This window comes from Rhizobium sp. BIGb0125 (assembly GCF_024810055.1).
GTDB lineage: Bacteria > Pseudomonadota > Alphaproteobacteria > Rhizobiales > Rhizobiaceae > Agrobacterium.
In genome coordinates this window covers 625,852-650,998 of record NZ_JANUDV010000002.1, presented here as the reverse complement: position 1 = coordinate 650,998, position 25,147 = coordinate 625,852, and the positions used below count along the sequence as shown (strand labels likewise).

The following is a 25,147-nucleotide window of genomic DNA, read 5'->3' as shown; positions in this document are numbered from 1 at the left end:
ATGAGCTCGCGCCTTGTGGATGGAGGATGGACTAAGGAGCTGGCCGAAGGTCTCGTGCTCGATTCTGATAATCTTCGCGTGATCTGTCCGTTTATTAAGCGTCGTGCTGTCGAGCGGCTTCTGTCAGGTGCGCCTAAAGCGATGCGCGCAATCACCAGGTTCAGTCTCGCAGATTTTGCGGATGGCGTCAGCGATATCAGCGCGCTGAGGAGCTTGCTTGTAGCGGGCGCTCAGGTACGCGGAATTAGGAACCTTCACGCCAAGCTTTATGTTTTCGGGCAACGGCGCGCCATTGTCACTTCCGCCAACCTCACTGAAGCGGCGCTGTCGAAAAACCACGAGTTCGGAGTTGTTTCCGATGATCCAGAAATCATTTCCGCATCTGAAGCCTATTTTGAAAAGCTATGGGCATGCGGGGGGCCGAATTTGACCGTTCATCAACTGGATGACTGGGAGCGGACGGTCGCAAACCATTTGGCTAGGGGTGCTCCCCATCACTCTAAGGAAAGCTTGGGTGATTTTGGTGCAATGGGAGATGCTGTTCTCGACTCTTCACTGGCTTCAGGAGCCATCGAGGCTGAGCAAGCCTATGTGAAATTTCTTGGTGAAGGCAGCAACCGAGTTCCCTTGTCGTTCCTGGTGCGAGATGAGGTGGAAAGTGCGCTTTGCCACTGGGCTCTGACTTACCCAGCGAACAAGCGACCGACTGCTGTCAAGGACGGCGCCTTGATGTTTATCAGCCGCCTCACACACGACCCAAATGACATCATCATATTCGGCCGCGCCATCGGAATGAAATACGTGCTTGGGCGAGACGATGCATCTGCCGCCGAGATCGAGGCGCGCGGATGGAAGGATGCATGGCCCCGATACATCCGGGTGCATCACGCTGAGTTTGTTGCAGGCACCATGGCAAACGGTGTTTCGTTAAATGCCTTGATGGATGAGTTGAGTCGCGACGCTTTCATCTCGACTCAGCGAAATTATGCGTCAGGTCACGGCAACACCAATCCTTACAATGCTTACAGACAGCAGGCAGCTGTGCAGCTTTCTTCGCAGGGGCAGAAGTGGTTGACCAAACGGCTTCAACTTGCCCTGGATCGTCACGGTAGGTTGCCGCAAGGCGAGCTTGATAAGATTGGGTGGCCAACTTTGCCGACAGAATGGGCGAAAAACTGATGACAATTCCCGATTACCAGTCCCTGATGCTCCCTGTCCTGCGGCTCGCCACCAATGGTGAAACCCGTGTGCCGGATGCGGCGGAAAAGCTGGCCGACCAGCTTGGCTTGTCTGTAGCGGAGCGGGAGGAGATGCTGCCAAGCGGTCGTCAGCGCATTTTCCACAACCGCATCCATTGGGCAAAGTTCTATATGACCAAGGCCGGCCTGATCGATAGCCGCGGCACGCGGCCGCTTCGTGACAAGCCCGGCGGGCAGGGCGCTGCTCACCACCAATCCCGCTGTCATCAATGTGGACACGCTGAAAACCTATCCGGCCTTTGCGGAATTCTACGCGTCCAGCACGTCGGGAACCGGCAGCACGGATGCGGCCCTAGCCGCCGCCGGTGAAACCATAGATGCCTCCACATCCGCAACGCCAGAGGAACAGATCGATGCTGCGCAAGCCGTGCTGCACCAAGCCCTGAAGGCGGACCTGCTGCAACGCATTCTGGCGCAGAGTCCAGCCTTCTTCGAGCGCGCCATCGTCGATCTTCTCGTCGGGATGGGGTATGGCGGTAGTCATGAAAATGCCGCGCGCCGATTGGGAAAATCGGGCGATGGCGGCATAGATGGTGTGATAGATGAGGACCGCCTGGGCCTCGACCGCATTTATGTGCAGGCAAAACGCTACGCGTCGCATATCAGCGTCGGCCGGCCGGAGGTGCAGGGATTTCTCGGCAGCCTTGTCGGCGTGGGGGCCGCCAAGGGCGTCTTCGTCACTACCTCTAGCTTCTCAGCCCCAGCCACCGATTTCGTTCGTCACCTGCCACAGCGCATCGTGCTGATCGACGGCGACAGGCTGGCTGACCTAATGGTCGAGCATGGAGTGGGCGTCCGCATCGCCCAAACGGTCGAGGTGAAGCGGCTCGACGAGGACTTTTTTGTCGAGGAGTGATGGCATGGGCAGAATAGCCGATGCGGAAATCATTTCCGCGTCGGCTATTCTGCCTGCATGCTGGCGCCTGTGTTTCGGCGTCGTGTTTGACGCGACCATAGGCCGCGAACAATCGTCCCGGCACGCCTAAAAAGGTCGCAAATCGACCAAGATGCAAACCTGCCGAGGCCGGGGGCATAGGTCCGCGCCGAGAGGCGTAAAACTCAACGCTTACTCACAGCTAGGCCCGTCTACCTGAATTCTGCCCGCAGCCTCGCCCGCGAGAACATCCGGAAATCTCACGATGCCTGACATTTCGATCAGCGCCACACGGCAGCGGCGAGAAAATTCGTCGTCTGAAGTACCGGCAAGATACTGCGCGGCGGCGTACAATCGGTCGGTTGACACTAATCCGTATGACATAGATTTAGCCGAGGTGATGCACTTGTCGGTGAACTGAGTCTCGCGCTCCGCCGGCTTGGTCAGGCGATAGCCGTTTCCGAACAGAATGCCTTTGGCCGGCTGATTGACTTCTTCGCGCTGCAGGTCTTCGTGCAGGTTTGTTGACAGTTGGCGCAGCTTCTCGATGTTTACTGCTTTGTTGTCTTTGCCTTCAGCTTCACCAAGAAGGCGCCCTTCCGCGCTCTCAAAGACCGCATCGAATTCCGATTTCCCGTCATCATATGGTTCTGCTTTGAAGCCGAGCACCGTCAACGCGGTGATGATCGCGGCTTCCAACGGCTTGCCCTTCTCGAAGAGCAGCGCGCGTAGCTGCCCGGCATCCTCCAACTGGCGAGATAGCTCTTCCTTGGCGCGCTGGGCTTTCTCCAGTTCTGTCTCTGCCTGGAGTAGCTGCCGGCGAAGCTCGATCTCCGGGGCGAGTGCGAATTCGTCAGCCGAGGCCCATTCGGGCTGCGGTGTTTTCTCACCGTCGCTGGCAATTGCCTTCGATAGCGCGACGATTTCCCCAATCAGGGACGCGCTGAACTTTTCTCCTGCCGGTGACCATACCTCCCCCTCCTCTTCATCCTCAGTGAAGAACTCCTCGGCGATAAAATCCATGTCCGGAAGGAGCAGAAGGGCGCCAGCGGAAACCTTGCCCTTAACGAACAGGCCGACGGGCTTCTGTCCGTGTTCGGTCTGAACACAGACGCCTTTAGCGTTGCTTTCCCAGACCACATTGTAATGGGAGGGTTGTCCAAACAGCTTCCAGTAAGGAGCCAGCAAGTCGCGCGTGCCAGCGGCCAGCGTCATCGCGGTGCCCTGCGTTGCCGTCCAGCGTGGCGTAACAGGCAAGCAATCATAGCTCGTGACCGGCTCGACGTGTCGAGTAACCTTTTGATTGCGGCCGGTACCGGAAGTAGATTTCGTGCCGGTTGCGGCGAAGACCTCCACAGGGGGCGGGAGGAATCCTACCACCAGTTTTCCGGCTTCAACCGCCTGGGCGATCTCCCGTCGCCAATGTGCGTTCGCCTCGCGCATCTCGAACGACTTGCGATCGTTGAGGGCCAACTTGCCCATGTACTCGCCGTTATCGTGCTGGTACGTGATGAAATTCGACACGTTTGGCCTGAATAGCACGATGTCCCAATCCAGAAGCGATTTCTTTTCAGTGAAAGCCGCAAACTCAATGTCGTCGCCTGCCAGATAAAAACCGACAGTCAAAATCTTTTTAGGCATGCAACCCCGCCGTGCTGTTGATGGCTCCGAATGTATTCTAGGCCGAATACCCATTCAAGATTGGCGGTTGCGGTCGCCTCGGAAAATGTGACTTTTGAGAGTATAACTTGCTACGGCTGCGTGGTGGTCAGTGTATTGCCCCGACCAGCAATCTCACCCTGACCGATTACCCCAGTCGAGCCTAAAAGTCGCGAACTGATCAGCATGTTAATCTGCCCAGACCATGATCATCGTTCCGCGCCGAACGGGGTTAAACTTAAACGCTTTATCACAGCCCGCTTTTGGGCCCCGGAATGCGCCTTAGTTCGGTGAGTGTCGGCAACTTGCGTCCGACGCCGAGGCGTTGATTGATCGTCAGTGACCGCTATCGAGGAATTATTGCCGTCAATGCTGCAGCTGGAGCTTTCCGAACGGCCTACCGCGCGCGGTCACCGTGCGAAGAAAACGCCGCTTACGCTTCTCGCGCAACGTCATCCGACGGATGATGTTCAAAACCTTTATGTGGACAAAGCCGTTGCCCCGTCGCTCGTCCCTTGTGGGGGGAGGTTCAAATGGCGCAGTTCCCAATGGCAGCTCACCTCGCCAATACCCCGCCCCATCGAAAAAGCTTGATAACGCAAAAATAGTACTGGGCCCCCCGGACTGTCTTACATAAATGTCTTACAAGACTGTCTTACAAGAATATGAGGTGATCAGGATTTATCAACCTTCTCAATAGCTTGAAAAGAGGCGGATTCCTTAGCTGGGAATCCTGGCGCCCCAGCCACATTTTTTCCAAGATGATTTTGAGTTTGAAGTCTGCTGATCAATCGGTCGGGCAGCGTCAATAACAGTACGGCCCCGATGTTACTGCGGGGCCGTATTGGTCGTTGTATGTATTACTCAGCAGTCAGGAATTCTGCGCAGTAGCTTGGACCGTTCACGCCTTGGCGGTCGGCAACCGGGCGGATCGAGCGGATGGTGTAATCTTCTGAAGCTGTGATCTGCACTGTGCACGACAGGTAGAGCGTGCGGGCTGGTGCTGTCTGCTTGCCGCGCTTGCCGTCCTTGGTCTGCTCAAATTGCGCAGGAACGCGTGTGTTCTTGTATCCGCCGCGCCATGTGTAAAGCGTTTCGCTGCCAGATGACGTGTCGCTGATCGGCGGGCCATATTTTGCAAAAAATACGCCTGCGGACTGTCCCTTCCAGCGGCTTTCGATTGGGTTTGTTGCTGGCAGTGACGTTGTGGTGCAGGCGGTGAGGGCAACAGCCAGCCCTGCCAGCATTACGCTGCGAAATCGCATGGTCGAGATCCTTTTGAATTTTGTCCGGCTGATTGCCGTGTATGTGCGTCGCCTAGCAGATTTGTTGCGTCGAATGGAGTGTTTTGCGAGTGCTAATGTGCGATTTATTGACGGAATTGCTTTTTTGTAACGTTTGCGCCCGGCTGAAAATTGCGGATGCGCAAGCCCAAACGAAATGAGCAAAGAACCATCATAAAATTTACATAAAAGCTGCGTTGTCCGCTTGTGGAACGTTTTAGGCTGGTCTATAGAGTGCCGCAGGTAACGGAGTGTAGCGCAGTCTGGTAGCGCATCTGGTTTGGGACCAGAGGGTCGGGAGTTCGAATCTCTCCACTCCGACCATATTATCCCATAAAATCAAATATTTGACCTGCGCTCTTAGCATGATGGCGTGTTATTTTTCGCCTCTGCGGACAGTTTGCAAAGGCGTTTTTGCTCTTTCCAGAGCAACAACTCATGGCTTGCCACTCGTAAATTTTGATGCCGTTGGCGCTGTTCCATTCACGTTGGATTTTGACCTTGCGGAGATTGCTGTCACTTCCACACGGTTCAAGATGACAAAGACATCGAAGGCGTTGAGCACATGTTGCCCGAAACGATTGACAGCGCCGCGACGCTCGGCGCGCTTTCCATGCGTATCGACATGCAGACCGAGTTCGCAAACAGGCTATCTCAGTTCATTGGTCAGAGTATCGGCCGCCTCGTTGATGCTGACATGAACGAAGTCTCGACGCGGTTGAAAGCGCTCCAGACACAGCAGCAATTGGCAATCCAGGCGCTGTCGATTGCCAACTCCAACTCCGAAAATATCGCGCAGCTGTTCCGCTGATCAACCGGCAAACTGAGATCGTGGATGCCAAACCGTCATGCCATTGGATGACGCTTGAGGAAGTCAGTGACAGCTTGCCGAAACAGCGGGTGGGATGTGGCGTTGCCGTGAGTGGCGCCGTCAATTTCCACATGCTCGATTTGCGGGATGCGGCTCTTGAGTTCCCGCATGGCTTCCGCCTGCCAGTCCAGTGAACCGATAATGCCGAGAACCGGTAGCGACGTCCTTTCGATACTCGCCTTCATCTCCTCAACGGTCACAATATGGTCCGGCATTGAGCGTTTGATGGCGGAAAGAGACAATGCATCCTTGCCCGCGAGCCTCTGGCGCGAAATCTCAATAACCTCCGCTGGGTCGGGTTTGGGCGAACCAGTCCACATGCGCAATATGTGCTTGGTCATTGCACCATTGGCCAGTTCATCCGCCTCGTCAGAAATCGCCTGAAGTTCTGCGGCCGTAAAATTCCAGCGTCCGACCCCGCCACCGAGTGTCAGGCTTGCCATACGCTCGGGCGCGATAGTCAGTGTTTGAGCGGCGATATGCGCACCAAGCGAATAGGCTAGAATATGCGCGCGTTCTAGCTTCAGATGATCCATCAGACGCAACACATCCAGCGCCATTTCCCGGCCGTAGTCTTCGCGGCGATGCAGGCTTTGGCTGTTGCCATGGCCGCGATTATCGAGTGCGATGACGCGAAACTGGCTCGGCAAGGAGTCTAATACGCCATCTTTGCCCCACTGGGTGGCGGTGCTGGAGGTATAGCCATGGGTCAGAATAACCGGTTCGCCTTCGCCAGCTTCACCAAAAGCAAGGCGGGCATTGCCGGAGTGGAAAAAATGATCTGTGGTAATCATATGCGTGTTCATTTCCGTAAAATTGTTTGCGAATACTCTACGATATTTTGAAGGGACGAAAACTAGTTTCCATCACTTGCGTGCAATACAGTGTTTGGTTTGGTTTATGATGATTTAATACTGTACCCCCATTTATGGGGGTGTGGCACGTAATGCGTTTTCTTTTAAATATTATGAACAGAAGCGATTCAATTTCCGGCCGATAATATTCAATCTACAACGTTGCAGTTTGAAAATGCGGTTAAAATAGGGTAATTAAGCTGGGATCGTTCTCCAGAGGTGCATGATTGACATTACGCAACAAACGCACGGCGCGTGAAAAGATTACCTTGCAGCACGTCGCAGAAAAAGCTGGTGTCAGTGCAATAACCGTTTCAAGAGCATTGCGGGAGCCGGACAAGGTTTCCGAGACGTTGCGTGAGATGATTCTGCAAATTGTAGCGGAAATGGGTTACGTTCCGGATCTCGCAGCGCGGGCCCTCGCGCGTGGCAGCAGTGGTTTCATTGGCGTGCTTGTTCCATCCCTGTCACATGCTGCCGTACTGAGTGTGGTGCGTGGCATCGAGGAGCGGGTGAGGGGCAGTGATTACAGCATTCAATATGCCAATACCCATTATGATCTGGCCGAAGAAATTGCCAAGATCCGCCTGTTTGCCGCGCAGCGTCCGGCCGGTATCATTCTGGCCGGGGTAGAAGATCACGGCAGTATGGAAGCGCTCATGCGCGAGGCCGCATGCCCCATCGTGCAAACCGTTGATGTCAGTTTTCCATTATCGGAATTTGCAGTGGCGATTGACCATCGGAGTGCAGCACGAGCCGCAACACGGCATATGCTGGCACAGGGCTATCGTCGTTTCGCACTGATCGGTGGCGGCAATGATTTCCGCGTCCGACAGCGCCAGATGGGCTATTGCGAGGCGATGCGCGATGCTGGCCTATACGACGAAAAACTGGTGATCTGGGAGGATACGCCGCCAAGCCCAAGGCTGGGCTCTCGCCTTGCGCGCGCTTTCATTGAGGCCGTGCCGGATGCCGATGGCGTTTTATGTCATAGCGATGATGTGGCGTTGGGTGTTATTTTTGAAGCCCAGCGTCTCGGCATCCGTATCCCCGAAGATTTCGGAATCTGTGGTTTTAACGATTTGGACTTTGCGAGCGTTACTGAACCGCCGCTGACGACGGTGCGTATTCCGCGTTTCGAGATGGGCTACCGCGCTGCCGACATGCTGCTGACGCTGGCGGCAGGAAAAAAGGTTGAGGAGAAAATCGTCAGCCTCGACTATCAGTTTGTCGAGCGGCAAACCACGCGGCGTCTACGCAGCCCTGTATCAATTTGAAATAAGTCTCTGAACTGCTCTGGAACCTTTTCCATCGCCCTGTCGTTATTTATTCGAACAAGCAAGGAGGTAGAAACATGTTAAGAGCAATGCTTCTGTGGGCCATGGGCGTACCGTTTGTTGTTGTGCTTTTGATCTGGATGTTCTTCCTGCACTAGCAGGAATACTTGAAGATCTCCAAACCAAGCGCGGTATGCCGTAACAGGCAAAAATCAAAAAGCCACCTTCCGAGGAAGGTGGCTTTTGCATTGGTTGAACGCGGAACCTCAGCTCAGATCATTGATGATCCGGTTGGCTGCAGTTGCATTTGTCCGGCGAACGTCAATGTCATCACGGCGGTTCGCAAACAGCTCGCTCGACAGCAACTTTTCAGCCAGATCTGCTGGCAGTGATAGGATCACCCGTTCATTGCTACCCAATGCGCTAACATCGCTGCGCTTGGACACGATCATGCCACCCGCAACCGTGTTGTTGGTGTCCGGGTCGATCAGGATGAACGAGCCGGTCGCACGGTTCAGTTCATAGGGATCAAAGATCGCTGTCTCATCAAAGGCCAGATGCACCTTGCCGATGGCATTCATTGCCAGTGCGGTCGAATGCTCTTGCCATTTGCCGTTCTTGAGGTCGAGTTGTGAGACCGGCTCAACTGTTACACGTTGGCGGCGACTGCCGCTTTTCAGCCAGTAACGTTTATTGGGTTCAATGCCACCGGGTTGCAAGGCAACCAGTTGCGCATCAAAGGCAAGCCCGGCATGCGGCTGGCCGTCAATTGAGCTGATGACGTCACCACGGGAAATGTCGACCTGCCGGTCAAGCACCAGTGTCACTGCATCACCAGCCACGGCGGCGTTGCGCACCAGATCGAACGTCACGATCTGCTTGACGTTGGCAACCGTACCGGACGGCAGAATGACGACGGAATCGCCCGGCTTGACTGAGCCACCGGCAATCGTGCCCTGATAACCACGGAAGCTTTCGCCCGGACGCGATACGCGCTGGACCGGCATACGGAAACCAACAGTTTGCGAGGAACGGACAGTTGCCAGTTCCAGTGTTTCGACCAAAGTCGGGCCATCATACCATGGCATGGCGGCATGACCGCTCAGCACCACGTTTTCGCCCTTCAGCGCAGACATAGGAATGGCGGTAATCTGTTTCACACCCAGCGACAGCGCAAATTCGCGGAAGTCATGGGCAATAAGCTCAAAGCCGGCCTTATCGTAATTGGTCAAGTCGATCTTGTTGATCGCCAACACGAACTGCTTGATGCCCATCAGGGCAGCAATCGTCGCGTGACGACGGGTTTGCTCAAGGATGCCGACGCGGGCGTCGATCAGCAGAATGGCAAGGTCGGCGGTCGAAGCGCCGGTTGCCATGTTGCGCGTGTACTGCTCGTGGCCGGGCGTGTCTGCGACGATGAAGGCGCGTTTTTCGGTCGAGAAATAACGATAGGCGACATCGATAGTGATGCCTTGTTCGCGCTCGGCTTGAAGGCCATCCAGCAACAATGCAAAGTCCGGCAGACCAAGGTCGTTCTGCTTGCCGCTGTCACGACGTAGCGTTGCAGCCTGATCTTCCTTCACAGCCTTGGTGTCCCAAAGCAGGCGGCCGATCAGAGTCGATTTTCCATCATCCACGCTGCCGCAGGTAATCAGGCGCAAGGGGCGCGTGTCACGCACTGCCTTGACCGGTTCTGCAAACGGCAGAATTGTTGCGGAGGTGGTTTCGTTATGGGAGGCCATATCAGAAATATCCTTCGCGTTTCTTCTTTTCCATGGAGCCGGACTGGTCACGATCAATGGCGCGGCCTTGCCGTTCGGAAACGGTCGCAATTTCCAGCTCGTCGATAACTTCTGTCAGCGTCGTCGCTGTGGAGCGGATGGCGCCGGTCAGTGGGAAGCAGCCGAGTGTGCGGAAGCGGATCATACCTTCCTGCTTCACTTCGCCCGGCAGGAGTTCCAGACGTTCATCTTCCGCCAGGATCATCATGCCATCGCGCTCAACATAGGGGCGCTTCTTGGCGTAATAGAGTGGCACCAGCGGAATGTTTTCCGCCTGAATGTAACGCCAGATATCGACTTCCGTCCAGTTGGACAGCGGGAAGGCGCGTACGCTTTCGCCACGCTTGATCATGCCGTTATAGATGTTCCACAGTTCCGGGCGCTGGTTGCGCGGGTCCCAGCGATGATCCGGCGTGCGGAACGAGTAGATACGTTCCTTTGCGCGGCTTGCTTCTTCGTCGCGGCGTGCGCCACCGAATGCAGCATCGAATTTGCCGGCATCCAGCGCCTGCTTCAGCGCTTCGGTTTTCATGATGTCGGTGTAAAGCGAACCATGGGTAAACGGCGAAATCTTCTCTGCATCACCACGCGGGTTGGTGTGGGAAATCAGGTCGAGATCATATTCCTTGACCATGCGGTCACGGAACTCGATCATTTCCTTGAACTTCCAACCGGTGTTGACGTGCAACAACGGAAACGGCACGCGGCCAGGGAAAAATGCCTTGCGCGCCAGATGCAGCAGGACGGACGAGTCCTTGCCGATGGAATACAGCATCACAGGATTTTCGAACTCGGCTGCAACTTCACGGAAAATGTGAATGGCTTCGTTTTCAAGGGCTTTCAGATGGGGATCAAGAGGCGGCTTGGGTGCAAGCGGGCTTTTGCTTTCCGTTTCCGGAAGGGCACTGGACATGTAAAAACTCCGGGATTTCTGAATTCTGAGAAAAGGTTACTGCTGGGATGATGAGGGGAGGAGAGAGGCTTGAGGTGCTTCCGCAACATGGAGGCCGCACTCGCGCTTTTCGTCGTTTTCCCACCACCAGCGTCCGGCGCGCTCAGGCTCACCGGGCTTGATGGCGCGTGTACACGGTTCGCAGCCGATCGAGGGATAACCACGTCCGTGCAACGGGTTCACCGGAATGCTCTCCTTCGTCACATGGGCGTGGATCGCATCAATGTCCCAGTCTGCAAGGGCGTTGATTTTGATGAGGTTTCTGTCCGCATCATATTCGGCAAAGGGCGTGGACGCCCGGTTGCCGGACTGACCACGGCGCAGGCCGGTAATCCAGAAAGAAGCACCTTCCAGCGCTCTGGCCAGCGGCTTCAGCTTTCTGACATGGCAGCAGGCATGGCGGGCTTCAACGCTCTCGTAAAAGCCGTTCAGGCCGTACTTTGCGGCATAGGCGTCGATGTCGTCCTGTTCGGGATAAAAGCGACGGATGGCGATGTCGTAGCGTTCTTCGGTTTCCGAAATCAGCGTAACGGTTTCGGCAAACAGACGGCCGGTTTCAAGCGTTGCCACTTCGATTGGCAGCCGGTGGGTGCCGATGGCAGCGATGATAACCTGGTCTTCAATGCCAAGGCTGGTGGTAAACACCGCACGACCGCCAAGCCCTGCCACAAGCGACAACCTCCCGGCCAAATCCAGTGAGGCAAGGGCTTCATCCAGCGACACAATGTCGAGAGGTTTATCGGTCTGCAAAGGCTTAGGCATCGTCATCATCGGCATCCATCTGCGATTTTGGCGATTATCGGTCTTCAGGCCGCTCTTTGTAAGAAATGTGAGTCTTTGGCCTTTGCTTTAGGGAGCAAATATCTCTCACACATGCCAATTCTTAAGCAAAACGTGCCCACGCGTAAGAAGGGCAGTCATCGGTTTGAATTCTTTCGGAAATTGCGCTAATGCGGGGGAACATTTGTTTGTGTGGCGTGTTTTTGGTTTTGTTATGATTTCCCAGAAGGCGAAATATGCGTTGAGGGCGCTGGCCGCATTGGCACAAAGCGATGACGCATGTCCTGTGCAGATTTCCGATATAGCCAAGAAACGAGCCATTCCGAAAAAGTTTCTGGAGCAAATCCTTCTTGAGCTGAAACGCGAAGGTTACGTCGAAAGCCGACGTGGCAAGCAGGGTGGTTATCTTCTGCTGCGCCCAGCCAACGATATTACTTTTGGCGAAATCCTACGTCTGATCGATGGTCCCGTTGCGCCGCTGCCCTGTCTGTCGCAGACGGCGTACCGCCAATGTGAGGACTGTGATGGCGAAAGCCAGTGCGAAATTCGCCACGTATTTGCCCGCGTTGCCGACAGCACCCGCAACATCCTGTTCAACACCACCATCGAGGATTCGGTCAGCGGTGTGATGGTTCCGGAGTTGCTCAAGGCCTGACGCTTGACGCGATTTGTCGGGGAACAATATTCCGCCTGAATGAATTATCCTGCCTGTAGTGCCCCGTTTTTGCATAAAAACGTGAATTCGTTTTGCCTGTGTGTTTGAGTTCAAAGGGCCATATTGCGCAATTTTGCCGTTGTGCACTGTGTTTATTGCCCGCCGGAAAGCCGGGGGGAAACACTTTTGCAATCACAATTCCTGCGATTGACCAAGACGACTGAACCAGTAGAGTTAAGAGGCATCCAATAGGAGGAAAACCTATGTCAAAGCTTCTCTCCGGCTTGAGCGTTCTGGCTCTGAGCCTTTCACTGACGGTTGGCTCGTTTAGCGCCGCCTCGGCCGATACTAAACTGTTGAACGTTTCCTACGACCCGACCCGTGAGCTTTACAAGGATTTCAACGACGCCTTCGCCAAGAAGTGGAAGGCAGATACGGGTGAAGACATTACCATTCAGCAGTCGCATGGCGGCTCCGGCAAACAGGCCCGTTCGGTTATCGACGGTCTTGAAGCCGATGTAGTTACGCTCGCCCTGCAGAGCGACATCGATGCGATCGTGAAGAATGGTGGCAAGATCAATGCCGACTGGCGCACACGCCTGCCGCACAATTCATCTCCTTATACATCGACAATCGTTTTCCTGGTGCGCAAGGGCAACCCGAAGGGCATCCATAACTGGGGTGACCTCGTAAAGGGCGATATCCAGATCGTAACGCCAAACCCGAAGACCTCAGGTGGCGCACGCTGGAACTATCTTGCTGCCTGGGCATGGGCCAATGAAGAGTACAAGGGCGATCAGGACAAGATCAAAGCCTATGTGGCTGAACTCTACAAACGCGCTCCGGTGCTGGACACAGGCGCCCGTGGTTCAACGGTAACCTTCGCACAGCGTCAGATTGGTGACGTGCTGCTGGCCTGGGAAAACGAAGCCTATCTGGCCGGTGAGGAATTCGGCAAGGACGCTTTCGATATCGTTGTGCCGCCGATCTCCATCCTCGCGGAGCCACCAGTCGCTGTGGTTGACAAGAACGTCGATGCCAAGGGTACCCGCAAGGTTGCAGAAGCTTACCTGCAGTATCTTTATTCTGACGAAGGTCAGAACATTGCTGCCAAGCACTTCTACCGCCCATCCAACCCGTCTGTCGTTGCACCTGACCTGTTGAAGCAGCTGCCAGACATCAAGCTGGTCACCATCGACGACCCGTTGTTTGGCGGATGGGCCAAGGCGCAGCCGGAACATTTTGGTGACGGCGGCATCTTCGACCAGATTTACAAGCCCGGCAAGTAAGCGGATGATGTGAACATTCTGGATTGGCAGCAAACCAGTCCAGACCGGATAAAATATCGACCGGCCACAAGCCGGTCGATGGCGCGTAAAGTGCCGGCGTGGATTTTGCCTGACAGCGTGTCCTGACGCCTGGTGCCTGAACAACAGCTGAGAGTGGCGGGATTAGTCCAGTTTTCCCGGCGTTCTGAAAAGGGTGGCTTTCGCCACCAGAGTTTACCCGGAGCATTGATGAGCAATACCCCATCGCCAAGCAGGTGGAAGTGGCGTCAGTCGAGTGTCCTGCCAGGATTTGGCCTGACGCTGGGCTACACGATAACTTACCTTTTTCTTATAATTCTCATTCCTCTTGGCGGCTTGGTATGGTCCACCGCAAAACTCGGTCTGGCAGACTTTATTGCCATCGCCACAGATAGCAGAACACTGAACGCCCTGCGCGTTAGCTTTGGCACGGCCTTCGTAGCCGCCCTGGTCAACGCCGTGTTCGGCGTCATAATCGCATGGGTGCTGGTGCGTTATCGCTTCCCCGGCCGCCGGTTTGTTGACGCCATCGTCGACCTGCCGTTTGCTTTGCCAACCGCCGTTGCCGGTATCGCGCTCACTGCACTTTATTCCAATCGTGGTTGGGTTGGGTCATGGTTTGAGCCCTTTGGCATCAAGATCGCCTTCACACCAACCGGTATTGTCATCGCGCTGATCTTCATCGGTCTGCCATTTGTGGTGCGCACCGTGCAGCCGGTCATGGAGGAAATTGACCGTCAGGTGGAAGAGGTTGCTGCGACTTTGGGCGCCAACCGTTTTCAGACGATCACTCGTATTCTGCTGCCGGGTCTGGTGCCTGCCATTCTGACAGGTTTTGCACTGGCCTTCGCGCGTGGTGTGGGTGAATACGGTTCTGTCATCTTTATTGCCGGCAATATCCCTTACGTGTCGGAAATCGCGCCGCTGTTGATTGTCATCCGTCTGGAGGAATTCAATTACGCAGGCGCGACAGGCATTGCGACGATCATGTTGATCATTTCCTTTGCAATGCTTTTTGTCATCAATCTCATTCAGGCTTGGAGCCGCAAGAGGTACGGATATGCCTGATAACGCGCGCACCATCCAATCCAGACCATTCCGTGATCCGGCAACTGAAGGCCCGCTTGCAAAGTTGGCGCTGTTTGCTCTGGCTTTCCTCTTCCTGGCCCTGTTTCTGGTGCTTCCGCTGGTTTCGGTGTTTTTTGAAGCTTTCCGCAAGGGCGGTGAAGCCTTCTGGGAAGCGATTGTCGAGCCAGATGCTCTGTCGGCCATTCGCCTGACATTGCTAGTTGCGGCCATCTCGGTTCCGCTAAACCTGATCTTCGGTGTCGCAGCGGCCTGGGCCATTGCGAAGTTCGAATTCAAGGGCAAGGCGTTCCTGATCACGTTGATTGACCTGCCGTTCTCGATTTCACCTGTGATTTCGGGGCTTGTTTATGTCATCCTGTTTTCGTCCCACAGCGTGCTCGGTCCATGGCTGAAAAGCTACGGTATCGAAATCCTGTTTGCCGTGCCCGGCATCGTATTGGCCACGGTATTTGTGACCTTTCCGTTCGTGGCACGCGAACTGATTCCGCTGATGCAAGAGCAGGGAACGGGTGACGAAGAAGCGGCCATTTCGCTCGGGGCGTCCGGCTGGCAGACCTTCTGGTACGTGACCCTTCCCAACATCAAATGGGGCCTGCTTTACGGCGTGTTGCTGTGTAACGCGCGCGCTATGGGTGAGTTCGGCGCTGTGTCGGTGGTATCAGGTCACATTCGCGGTGAAACCAACACCATGCCGTTGCATGTCGAGATTCTCTATAATGAGTATAATATCGGCGCTTCATTTGCTGTCGCAACGCTGCTGGCAGGTCTGGCACTGGTTACGCTCGTTCTGAAAACTATTCTTGAAATTCGCTTTGGCGCGGGCAACGCTGCCGGCAAGCATTGAAGGGCATTTTTATGGAAGTCAAAGTTTCCGGCATTACCAAGCAGTTTGATCGTTTTCCGGCTTTGAACGATGTGTCGCTGGACATTCGTTCTGGAGAACTGATCGCGCTTCTTGGACCTTCCGGTTCGGGCAAAACCACGCTGTTGCGTTTGATCGCCGGTTTGGAGCAACCCACGCAAGGGCAGATCTTTTTCGGTGATGAGGATGCCTCGCACCGCAGTGTTCAGGAACGTAACGTTGGTTTCGTGTTTCAGCACTATGCGCTTTTCCGCCACATGACGGTGGCCGAAAATATTGCCTTTGGCTTGAAGGTACGCCCGTCGGACACACGTCCGGCCAAAAGCGAGATCAAGCGCCGCGTGTCGGAACTGCTTGATATGGTGCATCTGAGCGGCCTTGAAAAACGGTATCCGAACCAGCTGTCAGGCGGTCAGCGCCAGCGTGTTGCTTTGGCACGTGCCGTGGCAATCGAACCAAAGGTCCTGCTGCTCGACGAACCATTCGGCGCGCTTGACGCCAAGGTGCGCAAGGAACTGCGCCGCTGGCTGCGTGAATTCCATGACCGTACTGGGCACACCACCGTCTTCGTAACACATGATCAGGAAGAGGCGCTCGAACTAGCCGACCGTGTGGTGGTGATGAGCCAGGGCAAGATCGAGCAGGTCGGAACGGCCGATGACGTGTACGATCGTCCCAACTCACCTTTCGTGTTTTCATTTATCGGTGAATCTTCCAGCCTGCCGGTGTCGATCAAGGACGGCCATGTTCTGTTCCAGGGTGAGCAGATCGGCGTTTCCGATGAAGGCAAGGGTGAGGGCGAGTTGTTCTTCCGTCCGGAAGATGTCGAACTGACTATCGATCAGAGCGCGCTCTACGGCAAGGTTACCACCTGTCGTCGTTTGGCCGGAACACGCATTGCAGAAATCGACATCGCCAATAACGGCCATGATTCCTATCATCTGGAAATCGAAGTGCCGCTGCATGCGTCGATCGTGGTTGGGCAGGAACTGCGTTTCCGCCCAACGCGCTGGAAGATTTTTCAGAAGTAATCTTAGGGGCTCGGTGTGCTGGCCGGAGCATCGTGACGTTGCGTCGCGCGTTTGTCACGAATGCTCTGTGCCAGGAAAACTCGGGAGAGGCCATGATAAAGTGGTTCATGCGAAATGAACCGCGACGTCAGATAGCCCAGCATGGCGGCTGCCATGATGGGTAGAACGCCTTCGTGGTTGCCGGTCATTTCCAGAATGATCACGAAGGCTGTCATAGGCGCTTGAACGACACCGGCAAAATACCCCGCCATGCCGACAATCGCACCAAGGCCGATGCTGGCGCCGAGCATCGAGGCAACCGTGCTGCCAAAACCTGCTCCAACCGACAGCGATGGAGCAAAAATTCCACCGGGAATACCGGACAGCATGGCAAGCAATGTTGCGGCAAGTTTTTCGACGAAGAACAACTGACCGGTTCCATGTCCTTCAATGGCCGCACGGGCCTGTTCATAGCCGGTGCCGAATGTTGCGCCACCGGTCATGACGCCGAGCAGTGCGGAACCCAAACCGCATATCAGGGCAATGAAGAGCACTTTTCGCAGGGGTGTATAGCGGTTCCATCGACGTATACGCTGCGAAATCTTCAAGGCGAGTGCGCTGAACAAGGCACCGAAAACGCCACCGCCAACACCGCAAACCAGAACCAGTGCCCAGTCTTTTGCCGTGGTGGCCAAGACAGTGCTTGCACCGAAATAAGTGTAGCTGCCGACCAGCGCAAGCGAGGCAAGACCGGAAAGAATGACGGCCATGAGCACCAGGCCGTTGGCACGGGATTCGTACGCTCTGCTCATTTCCTCAATGGCAAAAACGATGCCGGCAAGCGGCGTGTTGAAGGCCGCCGCGATGCCCGCAGCAGAGCCAGCGAGAATGAGGCCGCGGGCTTGCGCTATACCGCCCCAGCGGGCGGCTTGCAGCATGATGGATGCACCCACTTGGACGGTCGGGCCTTCACGTCCGATTGACGCGCCGCACAGCAGACCGGTGATCGTGAGAATGATTTTTCCCGTGGCGACTTTCAGATTTAAGAGCCGTGAGCGATCTTCGACATCACGCAAATGGCGCGCAGCAATAGCCTGCGGAATGCCACTGCCCTGAGAGTTGGGAAAAATGGTTGCTGCAATCCATGCACAAAGCATGAAGCCGGCAGGTGTAATGATCAATGGCAGCAGGAAGGTGTATTCGCCTGCAGATGTCATGGCAAAAAACAGGTGCTGCGCGGCATCCGCCATTTTTGCAAAGGCAACGCTGATGACGCCGACTGCTATTGCACCCAGCCAGAAAATTCCTCTGGGTTTCCACACACGCCAAGATCCCCACATCACGCGTGAGCGACGCAGCATTTTCAGCTTCTTGTAATTCATGGGCATCGGAAACGATCTTTAGTCAGTCAACGATCAGGCTGCCCTCTTATCTGCCTCGTGTAATACCATTGCAAATAAAAATCCCCGCATATCTGGCGGGGATTTTCGATTTTGACGGTAGCACTCGTTTATCTGTCACTGACGGCAGCGCGTGGATTGGTCCATGGCTGCTGGTTGGAGCGCGGCAACGGCTGGCGTCCAAGAATATGGTCAGAGGCCTTTTCGCCAGTCATGATCGATGGGCCGTTCAGGTTACCATAGGTGACATGCGGGAAGATCGAGCTGTCGGCGACACGCAATCCTTCCACACCAATCACCCGGCATTCCGGATCGACGACCGCCATTGGGTCATCACGATCGCCCATCTTGCAGGTGCCACAAGGGTGATAGGCGCTTTCAAGATGTTCGCGAAGGAAAGCATCGATATCATCATCGGATTGTACGGTATTTCCCGGCTGAATTTCAGGGCCGCGATAATCGTCAAATGCCTTCTGGCCAAAAATCTCGCGCGTAAGCCTTACGCAGTGGCGGAACTTCTCCCAGTCTTCCTCATGGCTCATATAATTGAATTGGATAACCGGATCGGCCTTCGGGTCGGCGGAGCGCAAGGTCACGTTGCCACGCGACTTCGACAGATTGTAACCGACATGAACCTGAAAACCGTGGCTCTTGGCGGCAGCACGGCCATCATAGGAAATGGCCACCGGCAGGAAGTGGTACTGGATATCCGGTTGTTTGAGGCCCGGCTCTGAGCGCAGGAAGGCGCAGGCCTCGAATTGGTTGGAAGCCCCAAGGCCACCCTTCGATAACAGCCACTGTGCGCCCGCCACGCCCTGCCAGAACCATGGCAGCCAGGAATAAAGCGATACTGGCTTGGTGGATATCTGCTGGAAATAGAATTCCATATGGTCCTGCAGGTTGGCGCCGACACCCGGTCGATCTACCTTTACCTCAATGCCCATATCCTGCAAATGCTGAGCCGGGCCAATGCCAGACAACATCAGCAATTTCGGCGAGTTGAACGAGGAGGCCGACACGATCACTTCGCGGCCAGCCTTGATGACCTCGACACGGCCTTTTCGCTCGATCTCCACGCCGGTCGCGCGACCGTTTTCAATGACGATCTTGCGGGCAAAACCATGCACCAGCGATACGTTGGGGCGCTTGAGCGCTGGCCGCAGGTAAGCATTGGCGGCAGACCAGCGCCGACCATCATGGATGGTCTGCTCCATCAGGCCAAAACCTTCCTGCTTGGAGCCGTTATAGTCCTCGGTCATTTCAAAACCGGCCTGCTGGCCGGCCTGAATAAAGGCGTGGAACAGCGGGTTTTTGACCGGACCGCGCTGCACATGCAACGGACCATCGGTGCCGCGCCAGCCTTCTTCCCCGCCATGGCTGTGCTCCATGCGCTTGAAGTAGGGCAGTACGTCGGCATAGGCCCAGCCTCGTGCACCAAGATCTTCCCAGCGGTTGAAGTCTTCCGCATGGCCGCGCACGTAGACAAGGCCATTGATCGAGGATGAACCGCCAATCACCTTGCCGCGGGGTGCGGTGATCCGGCGATTGTTAAGGTTGGGTTCCGGCTCGGACAGGTAACCCCAGTTGTAGCGTTTCATGCTCATCGGCCAAGCAAGGGCTGCCGGCATCTGGATGAAGGGGCCAAAATCACTGCCGCCAGCCTCGATCACGATGACGGAGTATTTGCCGTCTTCCGACAAACGATAGGCCATGGCTGAACCGGCCGAACCCGAGCCGACGATAACGAAATCTGCTTGCTGCATTGGTATCAATCCCAAATATCAATCGCTCAAGGGTAAATTGCGGTCCAGAGTCTTTTCCACGCAGCAGACGCTGCGTGGCTGGTTTCCTGTGACAAGCACAGGAATGAGGGGGAGAAGACGTTCCTACAACGAGTAGGGATCGCTTCAGTACGGCGCGTCCACCTTGCCCATGCCGACATAGACCGTCTTCAATTCGCTGTAGTGGTCCAGTGCCGCAACCGAATTTTCACGGCCAAAACCGGACTGTTTGGAACCACCGAACGGAATTTCGACCGGGCAAAGATTGTAGGTGTTGATCCACAATGTACCGGCCTGGATTTGGTCGACAACGCGGTGGGCGCGCGACAGATCGCTGGTGAAGACACCACCGGCAAGACCAAGCTCGGTCGCATTGGCACGTGCGATCACATCTTCTTCGCTGTCGAAATCCAGCACGCACATCACCGGCCCGAAGATCTCCTCGCGGGCAATCGTCATATCGTCTGTGACATCGGCAAATACGGTTGGCTGAACATAATATCCGGTGCCGGAGACCGTGTTGGGAATGCCACCGCCGGTCACCAGCGTTGCGCCTTCGGCCTTGCCTTTTTCAATGTAAGCCAGAACCTTTTCACGTTGAGCGAGCGAAACGAGCGGGCCAAGCTGAGTTTCTTCATTCATCGGATCGCCAACCGACATGGCCTCGGTACGCACCTTCAGCTTGGCAAGGAACGTATCCTTGATCTTGCGATGGACGAACACACGCGTACCATTGGAGCAGACCTGACCACTCGAATAGAAATTGCCAAGCATCGCGCCGCCAATGGCGCTGTCGATATCGGCATCATCGAATACGATCAGCGGCGACTTGCCGCCAAGTTCCATGGTGACGTGTTTGAGGTGGCTGGCAGCCGCAGCTGCGACCTTGCGTCCAGTCGGCACGGAGCCGGTCAGCGAGACCTTGGCAACGTCGGGGTGGTTGACAAGAAGCGGGCCGGTATCGCGGTCGCCCTGAATGACGTTGAAAACGCCCTTTGGCACACCGGCTTCTGCCAGAATTTCTGCAATCTTGAGGGCGCCAAGCGGTGTGTTTTCCGAAGGTTTAAACACCATGGTGTTACCGGCTGCAAGAGCAGGTGCACCTTTCCAGCAGGCAATCTGCTGCGGATAATTCCATGCGCCGATACCCACGCAGACGCCAAGCGGCACGCGCTTGGTGTAGGCAAAATCGGAGCCTAGCGGAATGTAGTCGCCGTTGAGAGCTGCCGGTGCAATGCCGCCGAAAAACTCAAAGGCATCGGCGCCAGAGGTCGGATCGGCAACGATGGTTTCCTGAATGGGCTTGCCGGTATCGTAGGTTTCCAGTTCGGACAGTTCGCGGTTGCGCTCGCGAATAAGGTCAGCAGCGCGCTTGAGAATTCGGCCACGCGCCGTCGGGCTCATCGCGGCCCATTCCGGTTGCGCACGCTTGGCCGCAGCAATCGCCTTTTCGACGATAGCAGGGGTTGCGGCATGCAGCTTTGCGATCACGTCACCGGTCGCAGGATAAATGCTTTCGAAAGCAGTACCCTGCTGGTCTTCCACATATTCGCCGTCAATGAAATGCGAGGCAGTTGGTTGGGTTTTCATGTCGAGAACTCCGGAAAAGAAATTCGTTTATTGTTTAGGGGCAAGGGCATCGGTGAAGGGGACGAGTTTTGCGTCCAGATAATCCTCCACCAGGGCGATTGCCGATTTGATGTCAAAGCGCGCGGCGCGCAGGCTGTGACGGATGTAGAGACCGTCAATCATCGCAGCGGCACCTTCGGCGATGCGCGCCGCATCATCCAGCGGGCAGAGCCGCTTGAGATCCGCCAACAAGTTTGAGCGCAGCCGGTGTGTATAGAGAGACAATAGCCGTCTGGTTTCCTCCGAACGCTGTGCCTCGACGTAAAAGGCAAGCCATGCGGCAATCGTTTCGCTGGTGAACTGGTCTTGCTGAAACGAAACACGGATAATGGCAGAAAGCCGCTCGCGTGGACCACAGGCACTGTTGAGTGCCGCAATCGCGTCAACGCGCAAATCCCGCAGCATGCTGCGGATGCTTTCCAGCAGAAGCTGTTGTTTGCTGCCAAAATAATGGTGTGCCAATGCCGCAGACACACCGGCTTCCCGGGCAATCTCGTTCATTGTGACATTGAGCGAACCGTGATGGCCGATTGCCCGCAACGTGGCATCCACCAAAGCCTTTCGGCGCAACGGCTCCATTCCAATCTTCGGCATGACTGTCTCCTGATATCAGTCAAAATTACATTTGATTGATTGATCAATCAATAAAAATAAATGGCACCTTTAAAGGCGCTTATTTGATGTTGCGCTAAATCAATTGCAGTCACCTATTAGGTGTATATGATGAAATCATACCGTGCGGATGGAGTGTCAAAAATGTCCGATTTCCAGCCTTTGAAAATGTCCGGTATTCACGCCAAATGGGGGTGGTTTGTCGCTCTCGGGGTTGCTCTTCTTGTTTTTGGTATCATCGCCTTTGCGAACCTGATGGTCGCGACCGCCGCCTCAGTCTTTTATGTCGGCCTGCTGATGCTGATGGGTGGTGTCATCCATCTTATCCATGCCTTCCAGGTCAAAGGTTGGGAAAGCATCCTGTTCTGGACGTTAAGCGGTGTCCTTTATCTGCTGGCAGGCATCATTGCGTTTCAGAACCCGAACCTGACAGCTGCCGTGCTGACTTTGATGATGGCCGTCGCCCTAGTCATTGCCGGTGTGTCGCGCATATGGCTTGGCGTGAAACTGCGTCCGCTGAAAAGCTGGGGTTGGGTGGTTGTCGCGGGTGTCGTCACCGCACTGGCGGGCTTCATCATCGCGCTTGGCTGGCCAGTCAACAGCATCTGGGTGCTGGGCCTTTTCCTGTCGATTGATTTGATGATGCAAGGCTGGGCGCTGATTGCGCTTGGGCTTGCGCTAAAATCCTGAACATCAAAATGCAGGTAAAATAACAAGGGCGGCGGAACCTGCAGCGTATCGTCTGCATTATTGCTCGGCTCAACCGGGTGCGCTTGCGTCGAACATTCATCCCGAATGAGTTTTGTAAGTTGCGGTAGTTTGTGCTAATATAATGTCTTCGGATTACCAATGTCCGGTGCCACGGTCAGGCTCAAAATAATAAGACCGCAACCAATCCAAAGCTGGCCCAATTTTTCGGCAGTTCTGCCAAGGGGCATGATTTGAGAAAAAGGGAGAAACAATATGCCTATGGTCACTGTGTCAGTTTCCCCGGAGCAGGCGGCGAGAATGCGCCATGCTGTTGAATGTGGTGCATACGCATCCGGCAGCGAGGTTGTGCGTGCCGCATTGCGTTTGTGGGTCGCATCGTCGCAGACAAACGACTTGGACGTTGCTGCTAAAGGTCAGCAAAATCATGAAGATGAGCGAGTGAATGTTGCAGAGCTTTTTGCAGCTCACGCAGACAAGAAGCGGTGCGGCTGATGCAGCGTCTTGTCTGACAATATTGGCCGGCTGAAGTGTGACAGTTATGTCATAAAACTTTCATCCAACATTCACATACGGTCAATCTTTTATTGACCAGTTTTCAGGATGCTTCTCCGTAAAAAGCGGTGTTGTCGCCGTGCCCAAAAGGCCGCGTAAACCCGTATAATTATGGTACGGAGAATAATCATGACAACGGCTCTGGCGTTGGATCACCCTTCGATACGTCGTTTTGCCAGCGGACAGATGATGTCCATGTCTAAATTGGTTCTGGAAACGGCATTTCAGCCGATTGTGGAAACCACAACAGGAACGGTGTTCGGTTACGAAACCCTGATGCGCGGTCACGAAAAGCTGGGCTTTTCTTCTCCCTTGGCGCTGCTTGATCAGGCGGAAAGTGACGGCCAACTTGTCGCGCTGGAAAACCTGCTGGCCAGCAGGGCACTGGCCAAGTTTTCGACCTTACCTGATTTTACCTCTGCCACGCTTTTTCTCAATCTTGATGTTCGATTGATACGTCATGGGGATGCCATTCTCGACAAGCTTGTTTCGCATCTTTCGGGCGCCGGTATCGCGCCGTCTTCAATCTGTTTTGAACTGTCTGAACGCTTCGACAATACCAGCGTGCCGGAATTTTCTTCGCTGATCGCCAGAATGCGCAAGGAAGGTTTCAAGATTGCCATCGACGATTTCGGTGTCGGTCATGGCGAAATGAAACTTCTTAGCGACTACCAGGTGGATTATCTTAAGATTGACCGCCACTTCATCGATGGTGTCGACAGCAATGCACGCAAACGCCATCTGGTGCGCCACATCGTCAACATTGCGCATGTTCTGGGTGTGCGGGTTATCGCTGAAGGCATTGAAACCGAAGCGGAATTCCTTGTATGCCGCGAATATGGCGTTGATCTGGTACAGGGCTGGCTCATTGCCCGGCCGACAACCTTTACCACTGAATTGCAGCCGGCCTTCCCACATCTCCAACATTTGGGCGAGAACCGTCGCAGCAGCCAGTCACTGGATGAAATACTCATCCGTAAACAGATTGAACGTCTGCCGACCGTTTATGAGAACGACAGCATCGACAGCGTGTTTGAACTGTTTCGCAGAAACCCTGCCCAAGGCTTTTTCCCGGTTCTCAATGCAAATGGCGAGCCGCGCGGTGTTATTAACGAGCACCACCTAAAAGAATATATCTATCAGCCCTTTGGTCGCGACCTGCTAAAGAACAAGGTCTATGAGCGCACCATATCGCACTTTGTCGACGCCGCGCCGATCGTTGGTCTGGACGCTGATGCAGACCAGTTGATGTCGATGTTTGCCAGCATGGATGGCAGCGCCTGCGTGATCTTGACGGAAAATCTACGTTACGTCGGTGTTGTCTCTGCGGCCTCGCTTATCAAGGTCGTCAATGAGAAAAAGCTGAAAATGGCGCAGGACCAGAACCCGTTGACGGCACTACCTGGCAACCGTGCCATCAGCAGCTTCATTGAAGAGGGCTGCCGCGACGACGACGATACCCGTTTCCTGTGTTACTGCGACTTTGACAACTTCAAGCCGTTCAACGACAAATACGGTTTTCACATCGGAGACCATGCAATTTCATTATTCGCCGCTCTTATGCGGCGTTACTTCTTTGCTGGCGGCTGTTTCCTCGGCCATATTGGCGGCGATGATTTCTTCATTGGCGTTCGTGGCTGGTCGCGTGAGGAAATCTTGGAGATTCTTGAAAGACTGCTCAGCGATTTTCACGGCGACGTCATCGAACTCTACTCTGAAGATGACCGGGAAGCAGGCCGTATCGTTGGTCACGACCGCTTCGGAACAGAGCGTTTCTTTGCGCTGCTGCGTTGTTCTATTGCCGTTCTGGAGCTGCCGAAAGGTCTGATGATTGGCGACAGCGAGCGTATCGGAAGTGAAATCGCTGCTATCAAGAAAGCCGCCAAGGACAGCAAGGACGGCCTGACGGTCCGGGTATTTAACGGGACAAAATGACGCCAGTGGCAAAG

General features: G+C 55.0%; 23 protein-coding genes, 1 tRNA gene and 1 pseudogene. 15 read left to right on the top strand and 10 right to left on the bottom strand.

Annotation, left to right across the window (positions count from 1 at the left end):
• The 4 genes from M2418_RS07160 to M2418_RS07145 are packed head-to-tail and all read left to right on the top strand — an operon-like array spanning position 1 to position 2,245.
• Positions 1-1,179, top strand: coding sequence for a phospholipase D family protein (locus tag M2418_RS07160; RefSeq protein WP_259145676.1), 1,179 nt, complete (start codon positions 1-3; stop codon positions 1,177-1,179).
• A complete protein-coding gene (locus M2418_RS07155; RefSeq protein WP_259145674.1) occupies positions 1,179-1,568 on the top strand; it encodes a winged helix-turn-helix domain-containing protein in 390 nt (129 codons plus the stop codon). The genes M2418_RS07160 and M2418_RS07155 overlap by 1 nt, the downstream gene beginning before the upstream one ends.
• Complete coding sequence (locus M2418_RS07150; protein ID WP_259145672.1) at positions 1,471-2,115, top strand: restriction endonuclease; 645 nt, start codon at positions 1,471-1,473, stop codon at positions 2,113-2,115. Before M2418_RS07155 ends, M2418_RS07150 begins: the two co-directional genes overlap by 98 nt.
• A 4-nt stretch (positions 2,116-2,119) precedes the next feature.
• Positions 2,120-2,245, top strand: coding sequence for a hypothetical protein (locus M2418_RS07145; protein ID WP_259145670.1), 126 nt, complete (start codon positions 2,120-2,122; stop codon positions 2,243-2,245).
• A gap of 80 nt (positions 2,246-2,325) precedes the next feature.
• On the opposite strand, the gene M2418_RS07140 is transcribed toward M2418_RS07145, so the two are convergent.
• Complete coding sequence (locus M2418_RS07140; protein ID WP_259145669.1) at positions 2,326-3,774, bottom strand: hypothetical protein; 1,449 nt, start codon at positions 3,772-3,774, stop codon at positions 2,326-2,328.
• 878 nt (positions 3,775-4,652) lie between these two features.
• Entirely contained in the window at positions 4,653-5,057 is a 405-nt protein-coding gene (locus M2418_RS07135; RefSeq protein WP_259145666.1) for a hypothetical protein, read from the bottom strand.
• A gap of 265 nt (positions 5,058-5,322) precedes the next feature.
• On the opposite strand from M2418_RS07135, the gene M2418_RS07130 reads away from it, so the two are divergent.
• Positions 5,323-5,399: transfer RNA gene (locus tag M2418_RS07130), tRNA-Pro, on the top strand.
• A 214-nt stretch (positions 5,400-5,613) separates the two neighbouring features.
• Positions 5,614-5,886: pseudogene (locus M2418_RS07125) on the top strand (flagellin); the annotation flags it as partial.
• 35 nt (positions 5,887-5,921) lie between these two features.
• Here the strand turns inward: M2418_RS07125 and M2418_RS07120 are convergent.
• Positions 5,922-6,740: an alpha/beta fold hydrolase gene (locus tag M2418_RS07120; RefSeq protein WP_259145665.1), complete on the bottom strand. Its 819-nt coding sequence runs from the start codon at positions 6,738-6,740 to the stop codon at positions 5,922-5,924.
• A 287-nt stretch (positions 6,741-7,027) separates the two neighbouring features.
• Here M2418_RS07120 and M2418_RS07115 point away from each other — a divergent pair, with 287 nt between their 5' ends.
• Positions 7,028-8,077 (top strand): LacI family DNA-binding transcriptional regulator, encoded by a 1,050-nt coding sequence (locus tag M2418_RS07115; RefSeq protein WP_259145663.1) that lies wholly within the window; start codon positions 7,028-7,030, stop codon positions 8,075-8,077.
• A 266-nt stretch (positions 8,078-8,343) separates the two neighbouring features.
• Here the strand turns inward: M2418_RS07115 and cysN are convergent, their stop codons facing one another.
• Genes cysN through M2418_RS07100 form a run of 3 tightly spaced genes read right to left on the bottom strand, consistent with a single transcriptional unit; the run spans position 8,344 to position 11,578 of the window.
• Positions 8,344-9,819 carry a sulfate adenylyltransferase subunit CysN gene (gene cysN / locus M2418_RS07110; protein ID WP_259145662.1) on the bottom strand — a complete coding sequence of 492 codons (1,476 nt, stop codon included), beginning with the start codon at positions 9,817-9,819 and terminating at the stop codon, positions 8,344-8,346.
• A gap of 1 nt (position 9,820) precedes the next feature.
• Positions 9,821-10,771 carry a sulfate adenylyltransferase subunit CysD gene (gene cysD, locus M2418_RS07105; protein WP_250983140.1) on the bottom strand — a complete coding sequence of 317 codons (951 nt, stop codon included), beginning with the start codon at positions 10,769-10,771 and terminating at the stop codon, positions 9,821-9,823.
• Between the two features lie 36 nt (positions 10,772-10,807).
• Positions 10,808-11,578: a phosphoadenylyl-sulfate reductase gene (locus M2418_RS07100; RefSeq protein WP_259145914.1), complete on the bottom strand. Its 771-nt coding sequence runs from the start codon at positions 11,576-11,578 to the stop codon at positions 10,808-10,810.
• 226 nt (positions 11,579-11,804) lie between these two features.
• Here M2418_RS07100 and M2418_RS07095 point away from each other — a divergent pair, with 226 nt between their 5' ends.
• The 5 genes from M2418_RS07095 (at position 11,805) to M2418_RS07075 (ending at position 16,534) form a co-directional block, all read left to right on the top strand.
• Complete coding sequence (locus M2418_RS07095) at positions 11,805-12,245, top strand: Rrf2 family transcriptional regulator (RefSeq protein ID WP_250983139.1); 441 nt, start codon at positions 11,805-11,807, stop codon at positions 12,243-12,245.
• Positions 12,246-12,508: 263 nt separating this feature from the next.
• On the top strand, positions 12,509-13,534 hold the full coding sequence (locus M2418_RS07090) for a sulfate ABC transporter substrate-binding protein (RefSeq protein ID WP_250983138.1): 1,026 nt from the start codon (positions 12,509-12,511) through the stop codon (positions 13,532-13,534).
• A gap of 228 nt (positions 13,535-13,762) precedes the next feature.
• Positions 13,763-14,620: a sulfate ABC transporter permease subunit CysT gene (cysT, locus tag M2418_RS07085; RefSeq protein WP_250983137.1), complete on the top strand. Its 858-nt coding sequence runs from the start codon at positions 13,763-13,765 to the stop codon at positions 14,618-14,620.
• Positions 14,613-15,485: a sulfate ABC transporter permease subunit CysW gene (gene cysW / locus M2418_RS07080; RefSeq protein WP_250983136.1), complete on the top strand. Its 873-nt coding sequence runs from the start codon at positions 14,613-14,615 to the stop codon at positions 15,483-15,485. Before cysT ends, cysW begins: the two co-directional genes overlap by 8 nt.
• A gap of 11 nt (positions 15,486-15,496) precedes the next feature.
• Positions 15,497-16,534 (top strand): sulfate/molybdate ABC transporter ATP-binding protein, encoded by a 1,038-nt coding sequence (locus M2418_RS07075; protein ID WP_259145659.1) that lies wholly within the window; start codon positions 15,497-15,499, stop codon positions 16,532-16,534.
• 2 nt (positions 16,535-16,536) lie between these two features.
• On the opposite strand, the gene M2418_RS07070 is transcribed toward M2418_RS07075, so the two are convergent.
• From M2418_RS07070 to betI, 4 genes are all read right to left on the bottom strand, one after another.
• Positions 16,537-17,901 carry a chloride channel protein gene (locus tag M2418_RS07070; RefSeq protein WP_259145657.1) on the bottom strand — a complete coding sequence of 455 codons (1,365 nt, stop codon included), beginning with the start codon at positions 17,899-17,901 and terminating at the stop codon, positions 16,537-16,539.
• 122 nt (positions 17,902-18,023) lie between these two features.
• A complete protein-coding gene (gene betA / locus M2418_RS07065; RefSeq protein ID WP_259145655.1) occupies positions 18,024-19,676 on the bottom strand; it encodes a choline dehydrogenase in 1,653 nt (550 codons plus the stop codon).
• A 144-nt stretch (positions 19,677-19,820) separates the two neighbouring features.
• Positions 19,821-21,284 (bottom strand): betaine-aldehyde dehydrogenase, encoded by a 1,464-nt coding sequence (gene betB / locus M2418_RS07060; protein WP_250983132.1) that lies wholly within the window; start codon positions 21,282-21,284, stop codon positions 19,821-19,823.
• A 27-nt stretch (positions 21,285-21,311) separates the two neighbouring features.
• Positions 21,312-21,917, bottom strand: coding sequence for a transcriptional regulator BetI (gene betI, locus M2418_RS07055; protein WP_259145652.1), 606 nt, complete (start codon positions 21,915-21,917; stop codon positions 21,312-21,314).
• Positions 21,918-22,079: 162 nt separating this feature from the next.
• Between betI and M2418_RS07050 the strand changes: the two genes are divergently transcribed.
• From M2418_RS07050 to M2418_RS07040, 3 genes are all read left to right on the top strand, one after another.
• Entirely contained in the window at positions 22,080-22,625 is a 546-nt protein-coding gene (locus M2418_RS07050; RefSeq protein WP_259145651.1) for an HdeD family acid-resistance protein, read from the top strand.
• A 273-nt stretch (positions 22,626-22,898) separates the two neighbouring features.
• Positions 22,899-23,138, top strand: coding sequence for a type II toxin-antitoxin system ParD family antitoxin (locus M2418_RS07045; protein WP_259145649.1), 240 nt, complete (start codon positions 22,899-22,901; stop codon positions 23,136-23,138).
• Between the two features lie 189 nt (positions 23,139-23,327).
• The gene (locus M2418_RS07040; protein ID WP_259145648.1) at positions 23,328-25,133 is read left to right on the top strand and encodes a bifunctional diguanylate cyclase/phosphodiesterase; all 1,806 of its coding nucleotides are present in this window, start codon (positions 23,328-23,330) and stop codon (positions 25,131-25,133) included.
• Positions 25,134-25,147 lie beyond the last annotated feature (14 nt).

Coding starts and splice junctions, on each gene's coding strand:
- M2418_RS07160 (WP_259145676.1), top strand. CDS start 1: ATGAGCTCGCGCCTTGTGGATGGAGGATGGACTAAGGAGCTGGCCGAA.
- M2418_RS07155 (WP_259145674.1), top strand. CDS start 1,179: ATGACAATTCCCGATTACCAGTCCCTGATGCTCCCTGTCCTGCGGCTC.
- M2418_RS07145 (WP_259145670.1), top strand. CDS start 2,120: ATGGGCAGAATAGCCGATGCGGAAATCATTTCCGCGTCGGCTATTCTG.
- M2418_RS07140 (WP_259145669.1), bottom strand. CDS start 3,774: ATGCCTAAAAAGATTTTGACTGTCGGTTTTTATCTGGCAGGCGACGAC.
- M2418_RS07135 (WP_259145666.1), bottom strand. CDS start 5,057: ATGCGATTTCGCAGCGTAATGCTGGCAGGGCTGGCTGTTGCCCTCACC.
- M2418_RS07120 (WP_259145665.1), bottom strand. CDS start 6,740: ATGATTACCACAGATCATTTTTTCCACTCCGGCAATGCCCGCCTTGCT.
- cysN (WP_259145662.1), bottom strand. CDS start 9,819: ATGGCCTCCCATAACGAAACCACCTCCGCAACAATTCTGCCGTTTGCA.
- cysD (WP_250983140.1), bottom strand. CDS start 10,771: ATGTCCAGTGCCCTTCCGGAAACGGAAAGCAAAAGCCCGCTTGCACCC.
- M2418_RS07100 (WP_259145914.1), bottom strand. CDS start 11,578: ATGACGATGCCTAAGCCTTTGCAGACCGATAAACCTCTCGACATTGTG.
- M2418_RS07095 (WP_250983139.1), top strand. CDS start 11,805: ATGATTTCCCAGAAGGCGAAATATGCGTTGAGGGCGCTGGCCGCATTG.
- M2418_RS07090 (WP_250983138.1), top strand. CDS start 12,509: ATGTCAAAGCTTCTCTCCGGCTTGAGCGTTCTGGCTCTGAGCCTTTCA.
- cysT (WP_250983137.1), top strand. CDS start 13,763: ATGAGCAATACCCCATCGCCAAGCAGGTGGAAGTGGCGTCAGTCGAGT.
- cysW (WP_250983136.1), top strand. CDS start 14,613: ATGCCTGATAACGCGCGCACCATCCAATCCAGACCATTCCGTGATCCG.
- M2418_RS07075 (WP_259145659.1), top strand. CDS start 15,497: ATGGAAGTCAAAGTTTCCGGCATTACCAAGCAGTTTGATCGTTTTCCG.
- M2418_RS07070 (WP_259145657.1), bottom strand. CDS start 17,901: ATGCCCATGAATTACAAGAAGCTGAAAATGCTGCGTCGCTCACGCGTG.
- betA (WP_259145655.1), bottom strand. CDS start 19,676: ATGCAGCAAGCAGATTTCGTTATCGTCGGCTCGGGTTCGGCCGGTTCA.
- betB (WP_250983132.1), bottom strand. CDS start 21,284: ATGAAAACCCAACCAACTGCCTCGCATTTCATTGACGGCGAATATGTG.
- betI (WP_259145652.1), bottom strand. CDS start 21,917: ATGCCGAAGATTGGAATGGAGCCGTTGCGCCGAAAGGCTTTGGTGGAT.
- M2418_RS07050 (WP_259145651.1), top strand. CDS start 22,080: ATGTCCGATTTCCAGCCTTTGAAAATGTCCGGTATTCACGCCAAATGG.
- M2418_RS07045 (WP_259145649.1), top strand. CDS start 22,899: ATGCCTATGGTCACTGTGTCAGTTTCCCCGGAGCAGGCGGCGAGAATG.
- M2418_RS07040 (WP_259145648.1), top strand. CDS start 23,328: ATGACAACGGCTCTGGCGTTGGATCACCCTTCGATACGTCGTTTTGCC.